At 77.1% G+C, this 18,564-nt stretch carries 1 protein-coding gene; it reads left to right on the top strand.

Annotation, left to right across the window (positions count from 1 at the left end; translation table 11 throughout):
* The first annotated feature begins 2 nt into the window (after positions 1–2).
* Positions 3–18,542 carry a WXG100-like domain-containing protein gene (locus D459_RS30795; protein WP_040709308.1) on the top strand — a complete coding sequence of 6,180 codons (18,540 nt, stop codon included), beginning with the start codon at positions 3–5 and terminating at the stop codon, positions 18,540–18,542.
* Positions 18,543–18,564 lie beyond the last annotated feature (22 nt).

Genomic DNA, 18,564 nt, shown 5'->3' with positions numbered 1-18,564 from the left:
GGATGGGGATGGAGCTTCCCTCCGAGCTGCGCACCCTGTTCATGGTGCTCACCGGCTCGGAGTGGCCCACCGCCGACGAGGACCGGCTGTGGGCGCTGGCCGACGTCTACGGCGTGACGGCGGAGCAGCTGGAGAACGAGCTGCCGCAGCTCGTGCTGCGCGTGAAGAACAAGGTCCGGGAGAACTTCGACGCCACCGCGGCGGACTTCTTCTCCGACTCGGTGGACCAGTTCACCGGGGGTGAGCGCAGCTACCTCCAGCAGGGCGCCGAGACCACGCGCGGCCTGCAGGAGTACGTCAGCAACGCGGCCACCCAGGTGCAGTACGCCAAGTGGATGATCATCGGGCAGCTGATCCAGCTGACCATCGAGATCGCCTGGGCCATCGCCATGGCGCCGAAGACCTTCGGCCTGTCGCTGCTCAAGATCCCCGTCTTCAAGGCCATCACCCGCACGGTGATCCAGCGGGTCCTGTTCCGGCTCATCTCCGAGCTGGTCCAGCAGATGATCATCAGCCAGATGTTCGCGCTGACCCTGGACGCGCTGATCCAGCGCATCCAGATCGACAAGGGGTACCGGGACCACTGGGACAAGGACCTCACCGAGGACGCCGCCAAGGGCGCGGTGCTCGACGGGGTGTTCGGCACCGCCGCCGCGTTCGGCGGCAACGCGCTGGCGAAGAAGTTCGACGACCTGCTCAAGAACTCCGCCGGGCCGGCCATCACCAAGAACCTGAACGAGGCGTTCGACGGGACCGGCCCGGCCGGCAAGGGCCTGGCCGACGACGTCGGAAAGATCATGGGGGACGAGGCGAACCAGCTGCTCGTCCCCTTCTCCAAGGAGGCCGGGGCCGGCTGGGCCACGCCGATCGCCGCGCAGCGGTTCCGGGACCGGATGGGCGACGCGTTCGCCGACCGGCTGGGGTCCAGGCTCGGCCGCGAGGAGGCCGACCGGCTCGGCCGGGAGTACGCCGACGCGTTCGCCCGGCACTGGGGCTCCAAGGAGCTGGGCGGCAAGCTCGACGAGGTGCTGGGCAAGGCCGGCGGGCTGAGCCCGGGGCTGCGCGACGCGCTCGCCCGCGGACTGCCCGACGGCGTCCGGGACGGCCTGGCCTCGACCGGCTCCACCTGGAAGAGCATGCTCTCCCAGTACAGCTCTCAGGCGATCGCCAACGCCGCCCAGGGCACCCTCAGCGAGGGCTTCTTCAACCTGCTGTTCAGCGATGAGAAGACGTTCTCCGTCACCTGGCTGTCGGCGGTCTCCGGCGCGGTGTCGGGGGCGGTGCAGCAGGGGCTGACCCAGGGCGGCATGGCCCTGGTCGACAAGCTCAATGCGCTCTCCCTGGGGGCGAACGGGCCGGACGTCCCGAAGGGCATCGGGGACGATTCGTCCACCCTGGCCGGCGACCCGACCGGCGGCGGGGAGAAGACCCCGGACCCCTCCGGCTCCTCCGGGAATGACGGCGGGGACGGCAGGGACGACGACGCCGCCACCCTGGTGGGCGACTCCGTGGGCGACTCCGCCGGCGACGAGAAGGAGCAGGGCTCCTCCGGGAAGGACGAGGGCGAGAGCGGCGCGGTCGGCGACGAGGAGCGGAACGGCCGCGACCGGAACGATTCGCAGGAGGACGGCCGGAACGGCACCACCGACGACGCCGACGACACCGCCACCGTCCCGCCCCCGCAGCAGGTGCCGACCTCCTCGGACCAGAAGGCGACGGGAGACGGGCAGGACGGCGAGGCGGGCTCCGGCTCCTCCGCCGGCGACCGGAGCGCGCCGGGGAAGAACGAGGACGGCGCCCCGGAGCAGAGCAGCGCCCCGACGCAAGAGGAATCCCCGGGGTCTCAGAACACGCGGCAGGCCGAGCAGGACGGAAACGGGGCCGCCACGGCCCCGGACGCCGACCGGAGCACCGAGCAGGACGACGTGCACAACGGTGCACCGGCCCCCGCCGGATCGGACGGGCGTTCGGAGCAGTCCACCGAGCAGCAGGCCGGCGCCTCGGAGGACACCCCCTCCACCCGCGCCGCCGACGACGGTTCCGAGACCCCCGCTCCGTCCGAGCGCCCCGCTCAGGACGGTGAGGCCGAGCAGAACGACGGCCCCGCCGGAGCCAAGGCCTCCCAGGACGACGGCTCCACCGGAGACGAGACCGCCCAGGACGACAGGCCCGTCGGAGACGAGGCCGCCGAGGACGAGACCGCCGAGGACCAGGCCACCGGCGCGGAGCAGGCGCAGGCGACCGGGCCCGGTACCCCCGTCGCCGCGGTCCCGTCCCAGGCCGGCCCGCAGGGACAGGGGTCCGCCCAAGGTTCCAACCAGGGATCCGGCCAGGGCGTCCCCTCCCCCGCCAAGCAGCACCCCGGCGCGGGCTCCCCGGCCGGCGCCCAGCCGTCCCGGTCCGCCGGCTCCGACGGCGCCGAGAGCACCTCCGACCGGTCCGGGAAGGGCGAACAGGGCACCGATGCGCCCTCCGCCCCCGAGCGGACCGGCACCGAGAGCCGGACGGACGAGCCCGGCGCCCGGTCCCCGAACGCCCAGCCTCCGAAGGACGGCCCGTCCCCCCTGGCCGACCTGCCCGCCCCGGTGCGCACCGAGATCGCGCAGACCCTGGAGCCGGACGGCTCCGCGCAGGACCGCGACGACGCGGCCGCCCTCTTCAGCGCGGTCTACGACCGCGACGTCCGCGGCCGGTCCGACCAGGACGTCCGCGCCGACCTGCCGCCCCGGCTGCGCGACCGGCTCGACGACGCCGTCCGCCGGTGGACCGCCGACGGCCGCCTGGCCGCCGCACTCGACCGCGCCGAACAGGGCGGCGGCGGGACGCAGCGGCGCCCGGAGCCCCCGCGTCCGGTCCGGACCGAGGGGGAGGCCCGGGACGGCGGCCCCGCACCGGCCCCGCGCCGGTTCCGGGCCGCCGCACCGCCCAAGCCGCAGCGGACCCCGACCCAGAGCACGGGCACGGGCACGGGCACGGGCACGGCGAAGGATCCCGCCGATACCGACCCGACCACCACCGACCCCACCGCGCCCGAATCCGCGGAGTCGCACGAGATGACCGTGCTCTCCACCGACCGGACCGGGGACGGCGCCGAGGACGGCGGCGGTCCCCCGGCCCGGGGCGAGTCCTCGCAGAACCCCCAGGACCGGCCCGAGCGGCAGCGGCCCGAGGACTCCGCCGACGCGGAGGAGCCGCCCGGGGACGACCCCGGCGGCGAGGAGGCCGCGCGGGAGACCCCGGCCGCCGACGAGGGGACCGTCCCGCTGCTGGACGCGCTGGCCACCGCCGGCCGCCCCGGCGAGGGCGGCTACGACAAGGTGCGCCTCGGCTCGGACGACCCGGCCGGGCGCTGGGCGGACGCGCTCGCCGCCCACCTGGAGGCCGACGGCCGGCGGCTCGCCGACGGCGAACGGGACCGGCTCACCGGCGAGGCCCGGCGCGACCCCGGCGGGTTCTTCGCCGGCGGCCGCACCGTCGACGTGCGGGTGGTCGGCGCCGACGGGAGCGCCGGCACCGCCCGGTTCCGCACCGAGCACCGCTGGCGGACCTCCCCGGACTCCTCGCCGCGCGGCAACGTGGTGCACGAGAACCGCGGCAAGTCGGTGTCCACCGGGACCCAGCAGTCCACCAAGGCGTTCAACCCGGCCATGCCGATCACCGTGGTGGGCGAGTTCGGCGGCCAGACCGGGCTGATCACGCCGAAGGCGAAGACGTCCATCGGCGTCCGCAAGCGCGGCATGGACTTCCAGTCCTCCGGCGAGCACAAGCACAAGCGCGGCATCGACGCCGACGGGGACGGCGCCTCCGAGTTCACCGCCGACACCGGGGTCCGGGAGGTCGGCGGCCCCCGCGACGGGGGCGGCTTCACCGTGCGGGACGCGGTCCGCGTCGCGCTGCCCGGCCGCCCCCGCACCGACGGCGGCCAGGGCGCCGCCCCGCCGGACCGGATCGGGTCGGAGGACGGGAACGGCCCGGTGCTCACCCGCGCCCCGCGGTTCACCCGCACCCTGGCGGTGCAGGACGTGCGCGGCGGCCGGTCCCGCGACGGCGGCGGCACCGGCGGGGAGCGCTGGCGGTCGCTGATCGACGCGGAGTCCCTCAAGAAGGCGGCGCCCCTGCTGGACCAGGGGGAGGTCCTGGTCCGGGAGCACACGGAGGTGCGGCGCAAGCGGTTCGGCAGCGAGGCGCGCGTGCTCCGGGCCGAGGTGCACGGCGGCCCGGTCGGCTACCGGCGGATCGGCCCGGCGGTGCTGGACGGCAGCGCGTTCAGCGACACCGACAAGTCGTCGGTCTCCTCCTCGACCACGGCGACCAGGACGAACAAGTACGAGCTGAGCGCCGGGCTCGGCGTGACCGGCACCGTCTCCGCGCCGGAGAGCGCGACCAAGGTCCGGGTGGGCGGCGAGGCCACCGGCGGCGGCCAGTGGTCGGTGAAGAAGACCCGCGGCACCGAGCACTCCTCGGAGCGCGCCCGGGGCGCCAAGACCGAGGGGCCGGCCGCGCTGTACGAGGTCACCCGGCGCTACCGGGTCGTCCACTCCGACGGCGGTACCGAGGAGATCACCGTCGTCAGCCGGGACCTGCTCCCGGTCTCCGACGCCGAGGCGCTGAAGCAGGCGACCGACGGCCCCGGCCTGGACCCCGCCGGCCAGGATCCCGCCGGGGGCGGCACCCGCACCGCGGACACCACCGGGAACACGGCCGCGGACACCACCGCGGACACGACCGGGGAAGAGACCGCGACCGGGGAGGACACCGGCGCGGAGGGCACCGGGGACACCACCGGGCAGGCCCCTCGGGAGGACGGCGGGTCCTCGACCGACACCCCGACCGACCCGCCGACCGGCACCCCGGCCGACGCCCCGCCGGAGCGCCCCGGCGGCATGGACCTGGACGACGGCCGGGTGCGCCACCTCGGCGAGGCCGTCCCGGTCCGGCTGCAGGGCGACGACGGGACGGTTCGCGGCGCCGACGGCGACCCGCACGTGCTGCGGGTCCGCGAGCGGCTGCGCGACATGGTCCGCGCCCGCTTCCCCGACCTGGTGCTGCCGCCCGGCGAGAACCCGCCGCCCCGGAGCCGGTGGAAGGTGCCGTGGCTCGGCTCCGACATGCGCGAGTTCAACACCCGGGCCATCGACGACCTGGCCGCGCGGATCACCGCCGAGCCGGACGCGCTCATCGCGGAGGGGATCTCCGTCCGGCTGCTCACCGGCGGGCTGCGCAACTTCCTGATGCCTGCCCCGGGCCGGTTCAAGAACTTCCTGATCAACACCACGTCGAAGTGGACGAACACGTTCAGCGGCGACGTACGGGACGGGGCGAACTTCGTCCGGGTGGTGCTCACCGCCTCCCCCACCGACCCCGTGCACCAGGGCGCCCGGGACGGCGGGAAGCTCACCTCCTCGCTGGGCGGGACCACCGGCATCGGCCTCGGCCGGCAGCGCGGCACCGGCTGGTACGGGGAGGCCGCGCTGGGCGTCCAGGGCCGGTTCGGCACCACCCCCTCCGGGCTGCCGCAGCACATCGTGGACGGCGGGCTCTCCTACCGGTTCGACCGGGAGGACACGACCCCGCTGTCCGGCACCGCCAAGGGCGGCGTCACCGGCGGCTCCTCCGCCTCCGGGACGGCGGACGCGTGGAACCTCACCCTCAACCTGGAAGTCGGGATCGGCGACGGGGACCCCGCGCGGCTGTTCGACTCCCCCGCCGACGAGCCGCGGCTGCTGGTGGAGACGCCCCGCACCAGGCCGGTCCCGGGCGAGCACTCCCCCGGCCAGGACGGGAAGGACACCGGGGCCCTCACCGAGCAGGCCCGCACCCGGCGCCGCGAGGCCGAGGAGGCCCTCCGCGAGGCCGAGGAGCGGGAGCGGCTGGCCGAGGAGGCGGAGAAGGCCGCCGGAAAGGTCCGCGACGAAGCCGGCGAGGCCCGCAAGGAGCACGAAGAGCAGCAGGGCCCGGAGCGGCGGGCCGAGCGCGAGGCCCTGAGGGAGCAGGCCGGGAAGGACGCCGAACGGGCCGCCGCCGAACGCCGGAACGCCCGGGCCGAACGCGGGAACGCCGGGGCGGAGCGGGAGAAGGCCGCCGAGGCCGAGCAGCGGCGCAAGGAGGCGGCCGCGGACCTCGGCGCGCTCCGCAGCGAGCGCGCGCGCTACGAGGAGCTGCGTCGGCAGGCCGACGAGGCCCGCGCCGAGCAGGAGCAGGCCGCCCAGCGGTGGCGCACCGCGAGCGAGGAGCTGTTCGCCGCCGAGGCGGCCGCCGCCCGCGGCGAGGGCGACGGGCCGCAGCGGGCCGCCGACCGGGCCCGGGTGCAGCGGCTCACCGACCGGTTGGAGGCCCTGGGCAAGGAGCTGCACGCCGCCGAGCGCCGCGCCGAGGAGGCGAAGCGCGAGGCCGACGCCGCGCAGCGCCGGTTCGGGCGCGCCGAACGGCAGGCCGGAAGAGCCGACGGCGAAGAGCAGGGGCCGGACGCCGAACGCCGCGCGGAGCAGGCCGGGAAGACGGACACCGGCCAGCAGGCCGAAGACGCCGGGCACCGCACGGAGCGGACCGGGAAGACCGACTCCGACTCCGACTCCGCATCGCACCGCTCCCGGCGCGCCGACCGGCGGGCCGAGGACCGGATCGCCGACGCCGAGCGCCGGGCCGCCGAAGCCGAGCGCGGAGCCGCGGACGCCGAGCGGCGGGCCGCCGAGGCCGAGCGTCGCGCCGAAGACGCCGAGCGCCGCGCGGACCGGGCCGAACAGGACGCCGCCGACTCCGCGAAGAAGGCCGGGGACGCGGAGGAGCAGGCCGAGAAGGCCAGGGCGCGGGCCGAGGAGACCGCGGAGAGGGCCGAGCAGGCCGAGGCCGCCGCGACCCGGCGGAACGAGGAGGCCCGGGAGGCCCGCACCCGGTCGGACCAGGCCCTGGAGCGGGCGCGCCGGGCCCGGGAGGAGGCCGCCGAGGCGCAGGGCCGCGACGCCGACCGGAGGTTCGCCGAGCGGCGGGACCGGCGGATCCGCGACGAGGGCTCGCGCCTGCTGGACGACATGCCGCACGCCCCGGTGAACGCCGACGGCAACGGCCTGTGGGGCTCGGTCCGGCGGCTGCTCGGCCAGGCCGTCGGCTTCGACGCGGCGGCCCGCTCCGGCCCTGCCCTGCTCGACCAGCCGCGGACGCTCACCTCCGCCAAGTCGCTCGCCGCCAACGGCGACGACCTGCACAACGGCGGCCTGCCGGTGCAGGCCCAGTACGAGAGCGCGCTGACCCGCCGGGGCAACGCGGACCTGCTGCTCACCGCGGAGCGGCTGAACATGCGCGCCTCGCACGCGCTGCTCGGCGGCGGCATCGACCTCACCTACAAGGCGGAGACCGAGAAGTCCCAGGGCACCGGCACGAGCGACTCGCACCTGCTCTCCTTCGGCCTGAAGGGGCAGGGCGCGCCCGACCCCGACGCGGCCAACCACAACCGGCTCCGGGGCATGTTCGGGCTGCGCTGGACCGGCAAGTCCGGCACCGCCCGCACGGAGAGCGCCACCTCCACCGAGGAGGAGCAGATCGGGCTGTCCGGCAGCACGGTCCGGGTCGACGGCGACGACCGGCTCCGGGTGCGGGGCTCGGAGCGCCGCCGGTGGACGCTGGCGCTGCCGATGCCCTGGCAGACCAGCAGGGACCGGCAGGAGGAGGTCGACGCCCGGGGGCGCACGGAGAACGCCTCGGAGTCCCGGCACCGGGTGCTGGACCTGGCCATGCGCGAACTGCTGCGCGGCACCGAGGGGCTGGGTCGCCGGCTTCGGGAGGCCCGGGAGGCCCACCGCGGGCTGGGCGCCCTGCCCGAGGGGTCGACCCGGGGGCACGCGCTCAACGGCGTGGACGTGCAGCGGGCCGTGGACGGCATCAAGGACCAGGTCCGCACGGGGGGCTACGAGCTCACCGAGCAGAGCGTGCACGACATCCGGGTGGCGCTCTCCCGCAACCACTCCCGGCCCGCCATGCGCGACCTGCTCGGCGAGGGGATCGTGGTCCAGGTCCGGGCCAAGGGCGGGGTGCGCTCCGGCGGCGCCAGCCACGGCGGCTGGATGCGGATCAGGCTGGTCCGGGAGCCCGGCGGGAGCGGGACCGCTCTCGGCCCGGTCGAGGCCGGCATGTCCTCCACCCGCACGGTGACCGGCACCGGCGAGCAGAGCGACTCGGCGTCGAAGCAGAACAAGGCCGGGGTGGTGTTCGGGCTGGACGGGGGAGGCCACCCGATCGGCGCCGGGGCTCCGGACGCCAGCGGCAACGCCACCTTCCCGGAGAACCGGATCCACGTGGTGAACGTGCAGGGTCCGATCCCGGTGGCCGAGTTCGGCACCGAGACCGCGAAGACCTCCGCCGAGTCGACGGCGGACAACCGGGAGCGCACCGTGGACGCCCCGGGCGTGAACGCGGAGACCCCGGTCCGGTTGGAGTTCTCCCTCGGCCTGGAGGGCATGACCGACCGCTCGCTGGGCACCGTCCGCGGGAGGGTCGACGGCGTCGGGCCGCTCAAGGAGATCGTCCCGGTGGGCGCGCTGGAGCCGGCCGGCCCCAGGCAGGACGGGACCGGGACCGAGGAGGCCGGCGGGCAGGGCACCGGGACCCGGAACACGGCCGAGGGCACGGGCGGAGAGAGCGGAGAGGGCCGCGAGACCGCCGGGAGCACGCCCGAGCAGGGCGACGGCCAGGGGGACGCGGAGAAGGTCCCGTTCGAGCTGCCGGTCCCGGAGGGGATCGCGCACCGCCCGATCGCCGACGCCCTGATCCGGGCCGGCGCCAGGGCGCTGGGCTGGAGGCCCGCGGCCGGACAGGACACCGTCGAGGCCGCGACCGGTTTCCTGCGCGACGGGCGGGCCGCCGCGCGCGCCGACGTGCTCTCCGCCGCCGCCGGCGAGCAGCGGCTGCGGATGGGCTTCCCCGACGCGCAGCGCGGCCCCGGCGCCCCGCTGCTCGACGGCAGCGGCCCGTTCGCCGTGCCGGGCCTGGACGTGTCGCTGAACGTCTCCGCGCTGAAGAACGGCGCGAAGATCATCGACGTCTCCGCCTCGGCCGGCTCGGACGGCTACGTCCAGACCGCGCGCCGCGAGGAGAGCTCGGCCACCCGGTCGGACGGGGCCACGGTGCCGATGTCGCTGGACATCACCGGTGCCACCGGCACCGGCGGCGAACCGCGCAGCGGCTTCAACGAGAGCTCCCTGTTCATCACCGGCGGCGCGGGGACCTCGGGCGCCCTGTCGGCCTCCTCCGCCGGCGGCAAGCAGACCGCGACCTCCCAGGGCACCGAGTACGGCGAGGCCGGCCCGAAGGCCACCGGCTACCTGGTGCGCATCCCGCTGAACGCGGAGGTCAGGGCGGAGGACACCGCCGCCGAGGGGCCGTTCGGCCTCCCCCTGCGGCCGTCCCGGACCGAGACCGTGCGCACCCACGCCGACGTGTGGCTCACCGAGAGCCAGGCCACCGAGCTGGGCCTGCTCGGCTCCGACGCCAAGGACGCCTGGAAGGACACCGCCGAGGCGCAGAAGAAGACCGCCGACGCGGAGAAGGCGCTGAGCGACGCGCTCGACCGGGAGCTCGGCCTGGACCGCAAGGCCGGCTCCGCCGAGGAGCAGGACGCCCGGCGGGCCGCCGACCTGCTGGCGCTCCCGCCGGACCTGGACCCCGCCGAGTGGAGCGGGAGCGCCCGGGACGCCGTCGCGGCGGTCCGCCGGCACCTCGGGTTCACCGAGGGCGCGGCCGATCGCGGCTGGGGCCGGACGCCCGAGCGGGAGAAGGCGGACCGCGAGGACGCCGAGCGGCGGCTGGCCGCGCTCACCGACGGGGACCGCCTCGACCCCGGCCTCCGCAAGGCCCTGAACGACCTGGTCGAGCGCCGCTCCGAGCTGCAGAAGGCCCTGGGCGAGCAGCGGCGCACGCTCGACGACTACGCGGAGAAGCTGTCCCGGGCGCGCGGCGCGCACGGCGATGCGCAGGACGGCGGGCAGAGCAGCGGGCGGAGCGGCGAGCAGAGCGGCTCCCGGAACGGACGCGGTGGGCAGAACGACCGGAACGGGCAGAGCGAGCAGAGCGAGCAGAGCGAGGAGAGCGGGCGGAACGGGCGGAGCGGCCTGCAGAACCGCCCGCGGCACACCGGCCGCTCCCTCGGCGAAGACCCGCAGAGCGGCGCGAAGGAGGACGCCGGTTCTTCGAAGCAGCGCCGGTTCCCGGCCGCCGCCCCGCCGAAGCGGGTCGGGACCCAGTCCTACGAGATGACCGACTTCTCCTCCCGGGCAGAGTCCTCCACCGCACAGCAGAACCAGGGCGGCCTGCGAGGACGGCGGCACGACCTGGACCCGATCCCGGAAGCGGAGGAGAACCCCGAGACCGTCCAGGAGACCGAGACCGTCCAGGAGACGGAGACCGCCCATCACGGGGCGGAGGACTCCGACGCCTCCTCCGTGCGGAGCGAGACGGCCCCGCCCCCGCCCGTCGACCGCGACACCCGCGGCCTGCTCGACGCGCTGACCCGCGCGGGCACCCGCGACCAGGGCGGCTTCTCCGGCGTGCACACCCCGCGCTCGGGCGCGGCGGCGGAGACCGTCCACACCGTCCGCGAGCGGATGCGGAGCAACGGGTGGTGGCCCACCCGCGACGGGCTCCGGCTGCTGCAGGACGCCGCCGAGCAGGGGCCGCGCTCCTCGGACCGGGACGGCCGGCTCACCGTCTCCGTCCCGGTGGAGTCCGCGGACAGGTCGCGCCGGGGCACCGTCGACGTCGAGCTCTCCCGGGTGTGGCGGGCCGCGGACGGCGCGACCGGGCGGCCCACCACCACCTACGAGGACCGCGCCAAGCACACCGGGACCGCCTCCCAGCAGTCCCGCAAGCAGGTCAACATCACCGCCCCGGCCACCGTCGTCGGCAAGATCATGGGCAAGGTCGCCCTGCTCGACGTGAAGCTCAAGGTGCTGCTGGCTCAGCGGCAGCGCGGCACCCAGTACCAGACGGCCGCCGAGACCAGGACCAAGCGCGCGGTCGACGCGTCGGGCGACGCGGCCGAGTACACCGCGGACACCCGGATCCGGCTCACCCTCCGGGACGGGGACCCGGCGGGCGGCGGAGCCGCCCGCGAAGGCGGCGGCACCGCGCCCGGGCAGGGCGGAGGCGGCCCGCTCCGCGACCCCGAGGCGACCGTGTCCGACGTCCGGCGGGTGACCCTGCCGGGCCGCCTCGCGACCGGGGACGGCGTTCCCGCCCTGCCGGAGGCGATCGGCGCCGCCGGCGGCCCTGTGCTGCGCCGCGCCCCGCGGTTCGCCCGGACGCTGGCCCTGCTCGGCCCGGGCGGGGACCGGACCGCGACCGGCCTCTCCACCTCGGACGCGGCCGGGTCCCGGCACGACCTGGGCCCGGGCGAGCGGGACCGGCTGGAGCGGCTGCTGGGCCCGAACGGCGTCAAGGACGCGATGGCCCGGCTGGACCGGGGCGAGACGCTGTCCCTCCCCTACACCCAGCGGGAGTCCGGCCGCACCGGGTCCAAGGAGTGGCTGAACAGCGCCGAGATCCACGGCGGCCCGGTGCACTACCGGAGGGTCGGTCCGGTCCTGGAGGGGAGTTCGTTCAGCGACGGCGACAAGTCCTCGGCGTCGGCGGCGACCACCGCCAACCGGACCGGGAAGTTCGAGGTCGAGGCCGAGGGCGGCGTGATGGGCACCGTCGACCCCACCCCGGGCGCCACCGCCCGGGTCGGCGGCTCCCTGAAGGGCGGCCACCAGCGCACCGTGAAGCAGGGCCGCTCCACCGACCACGGCGCCGAGCGCAACCGGGCCGCGTCGGCCGAGGGCCCTTCCGCACTGTACGAGGTCACCCGCCGGTACCGGATCACCACCACCGAGGGCGTGTCCCGGACGGTGGAGACGACCACCCTGGACCTGCTCTCCGCCGAGGACGTCGCCGAGCTGACCGGCCCGGCCTGGACCGACCCTCCGGCCGGCGCCGAGCGGCCCTCCCCCGGCGGGCTCGGGCTGGACCGGCGCCGGATCACCGACTTCGGCGAGGCGCACCCGGTCGGCCTGCGCTGGGGCAACGGCGACCTGCGCAAGGAGCCCCCGGCCCGAGAGCAGGGCCAGGAGCAGGGCCAGGGACGGGACCGGAACGGCGGGCAGGACCGGCAGGAGCCCGGCGACACCCCGGCCCGGGACATCGCCCGCCGCGTGCACGAGATGGTCCACCGGGCCCGGCCGGACCTGGTGCTGCCGCCGGGCGAGCGGACCGATGACCGGCCCGGCGGGTGGAACCGGCTGTGGCGCAAGCGCGACACCCGGCTGCTGAACACGATGCGGCTCTACTCGCGGATCGAGCGCGCCGCGGTGGAGGCCGACGCGCTCTCCGGCGAGGGCGTCGTCATCGACCTGCGCCCGTCCGGGTTCACCAACCTGTTCCGGCTCGGCCCGGGGCCGGCCCGGCAGGTGTTCAGCGGGCTGGGCATGATGTCCGACCGCAGCTCCCAGGACGGCGCGAACCACTTCAGCGTGCGGATCGGCGCGGACTTCACCGGCGGGGTGCACCGGGGCACCCGGGAGTCGGGGAAGCTCTCCTCCTCGCTGACCGGGAGCGCCTCGCTCGGCGACGCCACCGAGCACGGCCGCAAGGCCGCGGTGGAGGGCGGCTTCAAGGCCCAGTACCGGCACGGCCAGACCCCCGCGGACATGCCCTGGTTCATCACCGAGTTCGGGGCGACCGACCGGGCCGAGTGGGGCTGGACCCGGTCGGCGCAGGACGGCGGCAAGGGCGGGGTGGAGGCCGGCGCCGGCTCGTCGGGCCCGGTGGACCGGTGGAGCTACACCGCGAACCTGAACGTCTCCCTGGCCGGGGGCGAGTCCCGGCCCCTCTACCGGGGGGCGCGCGAGGGCGACCCCCCGCCGGTGCTCCTCGTGGAGACCCCGGCGACCCGGGAGGTCCCCGGCGAGCAGCGGCCGGTGGACGGCGGCGGGCGGCCGCGCACCCTGAGGGCGCTGCGCACCGAGGCGAACCGGCTGCGGAACGGCCTGGCCGCCCTGATCCGCCTCCCGGCCAGGGAGAGCGCCGCCGCGGAGGCGGACGGCGCCGCGCGGACCGCCGCGGAGACCGCCCGCGGGCTCCGCGACGAGGCGGACGGGGCCGCGCGGCTCCAGGGCGAGGCCCGGGACCGCGCCGACCGGGCCGAGGGGCGCCTCCGAGAGGAGCGGCGGGACCGCGCGGAGGCGCAGCGCGGCCTCACCCGGGCGTGGGAGGGCATCGCCGCCGCGCAGGACCGGGTGACCGAGGCCGAGGGCAGGCTCGCACAGGAGCGGCGGAAGGCCGAGGCGGCGCCGGAGCGGCGCACCCCGGGCGGGGCGGCCGGCCCCACCGGGGACCGGCGCGCCCCGGGCGGCCGGGACGGCGGCGCGGCCCAGGAGAGCGGGGACGGGATCCGGCGGGCGCAGGACGGCCTCCGGGAGGCGCAGGACGGACTCCGCGAAGCCCGGGAGCTGTTCCAGGAGGCCCAGAGGGAGCTCCGCGACCGGAACGAGCGGGTCCGGCAGGCCGAGGAGGACCTCGCCGAGGCCCAGGGGGACCTGGACGGCGCCCGGGTGCGGCGCGAGGCCGCCGAGGACGAGGCGGGGCGCGCCGAGCAGCGGGCCCGGGAGGCCCGGGACCGGGCGGACCGGGCCGGAAGGGCCCTGCGCAACACCCGCGAAGAGGTCCGCCGGGCCGGGTTCGACGGGGCGGACGAGGCGGAGGCCCGCTCGCGGACCGCGCGGGCCCGCGCCGAGGTGCGCGACGCCGAGTTCCGCGCCGAGCGGGACCGGCGGATCCGGGAGGGCGGCGAGGACGCCGGCGTCCTCCTCGACCTGCCGCACGCCAACCGCTCCGCGCACGCCGACGGCCTGCTGGACACGGTGCAGCGGACGCTCGGCCGGGCGACGGGGTACGCCAGGGCGCTGTGGTCCGGCGAGGCGGTCGGCGGCCAGCTGCGCACGCTCACCTCCCCCCGCTCGCTCGCCGCCGAGTCCGATGCGCTGCGCCGCGGCGGGCTGCCGTTCCGGCAGCAGTACGAGGACGCCATCACCAAGCGCTCCGACGTGGACGGGAGGATCACCGCCGAGGACCGCGGAATCTCGGTCTCCGAGGCGCTCCGCGACGGCGGCATCGACCTGACGGTGAAGACCGAGAGCGAGCGCGCCACCGGCAGCGGCCGGGCGTTCTCCAACAAGGCCGACGCCGGCCTGAAGTTCCAGGGCTCCCCGGACCGCGGCTCCTCGGTGTACAACCTGATCCGCGGGTCGCTGGGCGGCTCCTGGACCTGGAGCCGGTCCTCCGCCACCGCGGAGAGCACCGGGTTCACCGAAGAGGACAAGTTCACCCTGGCCGGGAGCACCGCCGGCGTCTCCCGCGACGTGCGGTTCCGGTTCTCCGCCGACCTCCGCGAGCGGTGGAACATGCTGGTCGGCCTGCCGTTCGAGCGGACGGCGACTCAGCCCCCCGCGGACGGCGCGGACGGGAACGGGGACGGCGCGGACGCGGACGGCGCCGCCGGCCGCGAGGAGACCCGGTACCGCGTCATCGACCTCGCCATGAAGGGGCTGCTGCGCGGCACCGAGGGGCTGGCCGCCCGGCTGCGCACCGCCCGCGGCGCGCCGGAGGGCCTGTCCGCCCCCGCGCCCGGCACCGGCCGCGGGCTCTCCCTCGGCGGCCTGGACGTCGACGCCGCCGTCCGGGGGATCAAGGAGCAGGTGGAGGCCGCCGGGTACCGGCTCACCGGGCAGAGCGAGCACGACGTCCGGATCGCGCTGTCGCCCAACGACGCCCGGGGCATGCGCCGGCCGCTGCTCAGCGAGGGCCTGGTGGTGCGGGTCCGGCTGCGCGAGAAGACCCTCGGCGGCCAGCGGTTCAGCGACGGCGGCTGGCTGCGGCTGCGGCTGGACCGGGGCGCGCCCGCCGCCGGCGCGGTGGAGTCCCAGATGACCTCCGAGCGCACCGACACCGACTCCGAGGAGCGGGGCGCCTCCACCGCGAAGGGGAACAAGTTCGCGCTCTCCACCGGCCTCGACGGCGGGGCGCGGCCGCTCGCCGCGGAGCCGCCGGCCACCGAGGGCGGCTCCCCTCAGCTGCCGTCGGACCGGGTGAACACGCTGGGCCTCAAGGGCCCGCTGCCCGCGCCGGAGCTGGGCACCGAGCACACCACCGCGTCCGCCGACTCCACCAGCGACAACCGCACCCGCACGGTGAAGGAACCGGGCGTGAACACCGAGTCCCGGCCCCGGCTGCTGTTCACCCTCACCCACGAGGGCGGCTGGAACAACCCCAAGGCCCCCATCGAGGGCGCGGTGGACGACGTCGGGGCGCTGAAGGAGATCGTCCCGGTCAGCGCCATGGAGACCGCCCCCCAGGGGCCGCCGGCCGCGGACGGCCGGGGCCCGGTGCGGCCCGAGGAGCGCCCCGCCGCCGTCCCGCTCAACCGGAACGCCGAGTTCCAGAACGACATGGAGGACATCGGTTCCTGGTGGCGGAAACTGGTGCTGGGCCGCCCCTCCTCCGGGCCGGAGAACCTCCCGATGCCGGAGTCGATCGGTCCCGGCGCCGGCGACGCCCTGGCGGTGGCCGCCGCGCTGGCGAAGGGGTGGAACCCCGGCGAGGGGACCCCCTCCCCCGAGGCGGCGCAGGCCTTCCTGAACGGGCGGCGCGGCGCGGGTGTGCGCGGCGGGATGCTCCCGGCGGCCGCCGGGGAGCAGGCGCTCCGCTCGCTCTTCTCCGCCTCCCAGAGCGAGGGCGGCGCGGCGCTGCTGAACGGCGGGGGCGACGGCCCGTTCGCCGTGCCGGGGCTGGACGCCCGGCTGTTCACCTCGCTGCGGCCCGGCGAGGGGCGGATCATCGACGTGGACCCGGACGCCTCGACCGAGCGCTCCGTGCAGACCCTGCACCGCGAGGAGAAGTCCGGGTCGCACGAGGGGGACATGACCCAGCCGGTCTCCCTCGACGGCACGGCCGCGTTCGGCACCGGCACCGACCCGGCCCAGGACGGGTTCGCCCCGAGCGCGGTCTTCGCGTCGCAGTCCGCCTCGGGGAGCGCCGCGCCGGGCGGCGGCGCGAGCGGCAGCAAGCAGGCCGCCACGACCGTGGACACCGACCACCGCGGCCCGGCCGAGAAGAAGGGCCGCTACCTGGTCCGGATGCCGATGGACGCGCTGGTGGTCGCGGACTCCCCCGGGCACCGGTACGGGCCGTTCGGCCCGGTCCGGCACCACGCCCGCGCCGTCTCCACCGAGACCTACGCCGACGTCTGGCTGACCAGGGAGGAGGCGGAGTCCCACGGGCTGCTCGGCGGCGGCGCCGAAGCCGCGTGGGGCGGGGTCGCCGCCGCGAAGCAGCGGGCCGCCGACGCGGAGAAGGCGCTGTTCGACGCGGTGGACCGGCACCTCGGGCTGGACCGCGACCCCCGCGGCGAGCAGGGGCGGACCGGCGCCGAGCGCGCCCGCACCGCGATGGACCTGCTGGAGCTCCCCCCGAACCTGGACCCCTCGGGCTGGTCCCCGGAGGTCCGGGACGCGGTGGCGGCCCTGCGCAGGCACCTCGGCGCCGGCCCCGGCACCGCCGGCGGCGGCTGGAACCGCTCCGGGGAGCAGGAGGCGCGGGACCGCGCCGCCGCCGAGCGCGCCCTCGACCTGATCGACGCCGAGGCCGCCGCCGGGCGCCCGGTCTTCGACGACGGCGTCCGCGCCGCGCTGCGCGACCTGTCCGACCGCCGCTCCGGGCTGCAGCGGGCGCTGGAGCGCCAGCGCCGCGAGTTGGACGCGCTCGGCACCGCACTGGCCGGCGCCCGCTCCCCCGGCGGGACCGGGTCCGGCGGGACGGGGACAGGCGGGACCCAGACCGGCGGCGGCTCGGGGCACGGGGAGGGGACCTCCTCCGGGATCCGGGTCGGCGCCGCGAGCCCGCCCGGCCCCGCCCCGGCGAACGGTCCGCATCCGGCGCCGCACGGCGGCGGGGACACCGCCCGGCGGGACGACGGCTCCTCCCCGGAGCAGGACGGCTCCCCCGCCGCGCCCGCCCCGGAACAGGACGGCTCCCCGAAGCAGGGCGGCGCAGAGCAGGACGCCCCGGAACAGGACGGCGCACCCGGTCCGCGGCAGGACCCGGACCGGTTCCGGGAGGCGCCGGTGCACGAGGGCCTGGCCGGCCCGGAGTCCTGGGCGCACGCCCGGGAAGGCGCCCCGGTCGCCCGGGTCGGCGGGAACCGGGACACCTCCGGCGTGGAGGCCGCGTGGACGGAGGTGCTGGACGACCCGGAGGCCGGCCTGCGGAACCCGTCGGTGTCCGTCGCCGAGCACGGTTTCGACGTCCGCCGGATCCCGCTGCCCGACCCGGCGCCCGGCGGCCCGACGCATGTGCGGGAACTGACCGTGCGGGTGCACTTCGGCCTCGGGTCCGGCGTCTCGGAGAAGCAGGCGGCCGACGCCGAGCAGGAGTACCGGGCGCGGCTGGAGGAGGTGCTCAACCGCCGGTACCGGCTCCCGGGCAGCGGCGACCAGCTGCACGTCCGGGTGGAGTCGGTCGGCCCGGAGGAGGCTCCGCACACCCGGGTCGCCTGGGTGCACGACAACCCCGATCTGCCCGGCCGCAGCGACACCGCCGCCTGGCGGCTGGGGGACGGGCCGGACGTGTGGCTGCACGAGACCCTGCACGGGCTCGGCCTGCGCGACGAGTACGCCGACCCGCCGCAGGACGCGGAGAACGAGCGGCCCCCCGGCGCGCTCCGCCGCTCGCCGCGCTCCACCGCGGTGCGCGAGGCCGGCGGGTACATGGACGCCCCGCACGGCGGCGGGGACGGCGCGCCGCCGAAGGTCCTCGCCGGCTACCTGGAGGAGATCGAGGCGACGGCCGACGCCGCGTCCCGCTACGACGCGCCCGCCCGGCTGGCCGACCTGCCCGTCCCGGTGCTCGAAGAGCTGGCCGGGGTCCTGGACCCGAGTGCCTCCTCCGCGCGGGACCGGGACGACGCCGTCGAGCTGTTCGGCGCGCTCTACGACCGCGACGTGCGCGGCCGCTCCGACGAGGAGGTCCGCGCCGGACTGCCGCCGCGCCTGCGCGACCGGCTGGACGCGACCGCCCACCGGTGGGCCGCCGACGGCCGGTTCACCCGGGCCCTGGACCTGGCCCGGCGGGCCGGGATGGAGGGCCCGCTGTCCCGGATGCCCCGACCGGCGCCCGTGGACGACCCCCCGGTGCGAGCCGCCGCACCGCCCAGGGGCGGCTCCGGCTCCACCGGCGCGCCGTCCGAGGGCGGCTCCGGCGCCGCCGGCGGGCCGCCCGGGGCCGACTCCGATACCTCCGGCGGATCCGGCTCCACCACCGCACCACCCGAGGGCGGTTCCGGTACCTCCAGCGGCTCCGGCGGCGGACCGCCTGCCCCCGGGGAGGACTCGGTGGAGGAGAATGCCGGGGAACCCCACGGGAGCGGCCCCGCCGCGCCCGTACCGGCGGCGGGTGCGCCGTCGCTGGCCGCGGACTTCTTCTCCGCCCTCAACCCGCAGACCTCACCGCCCCCAGCCCCCTGACCGGATCGCGGCGCCCCACCCG

Source organism: Nocardiopsis potens DSM 45234 (assembly GCF_000341105.1).
GTDB lineage: Bacteria > Actinomycetota > Actinomycetes > Streptosporangiales > Streptosporangiaceae > Nocardiopsis_A > Nocardiopsis_A potens.
Note: the sequence above shows the minus strand (reverse complement) of the source record. Positions and strands in the feature narration are given on the sequence as shown.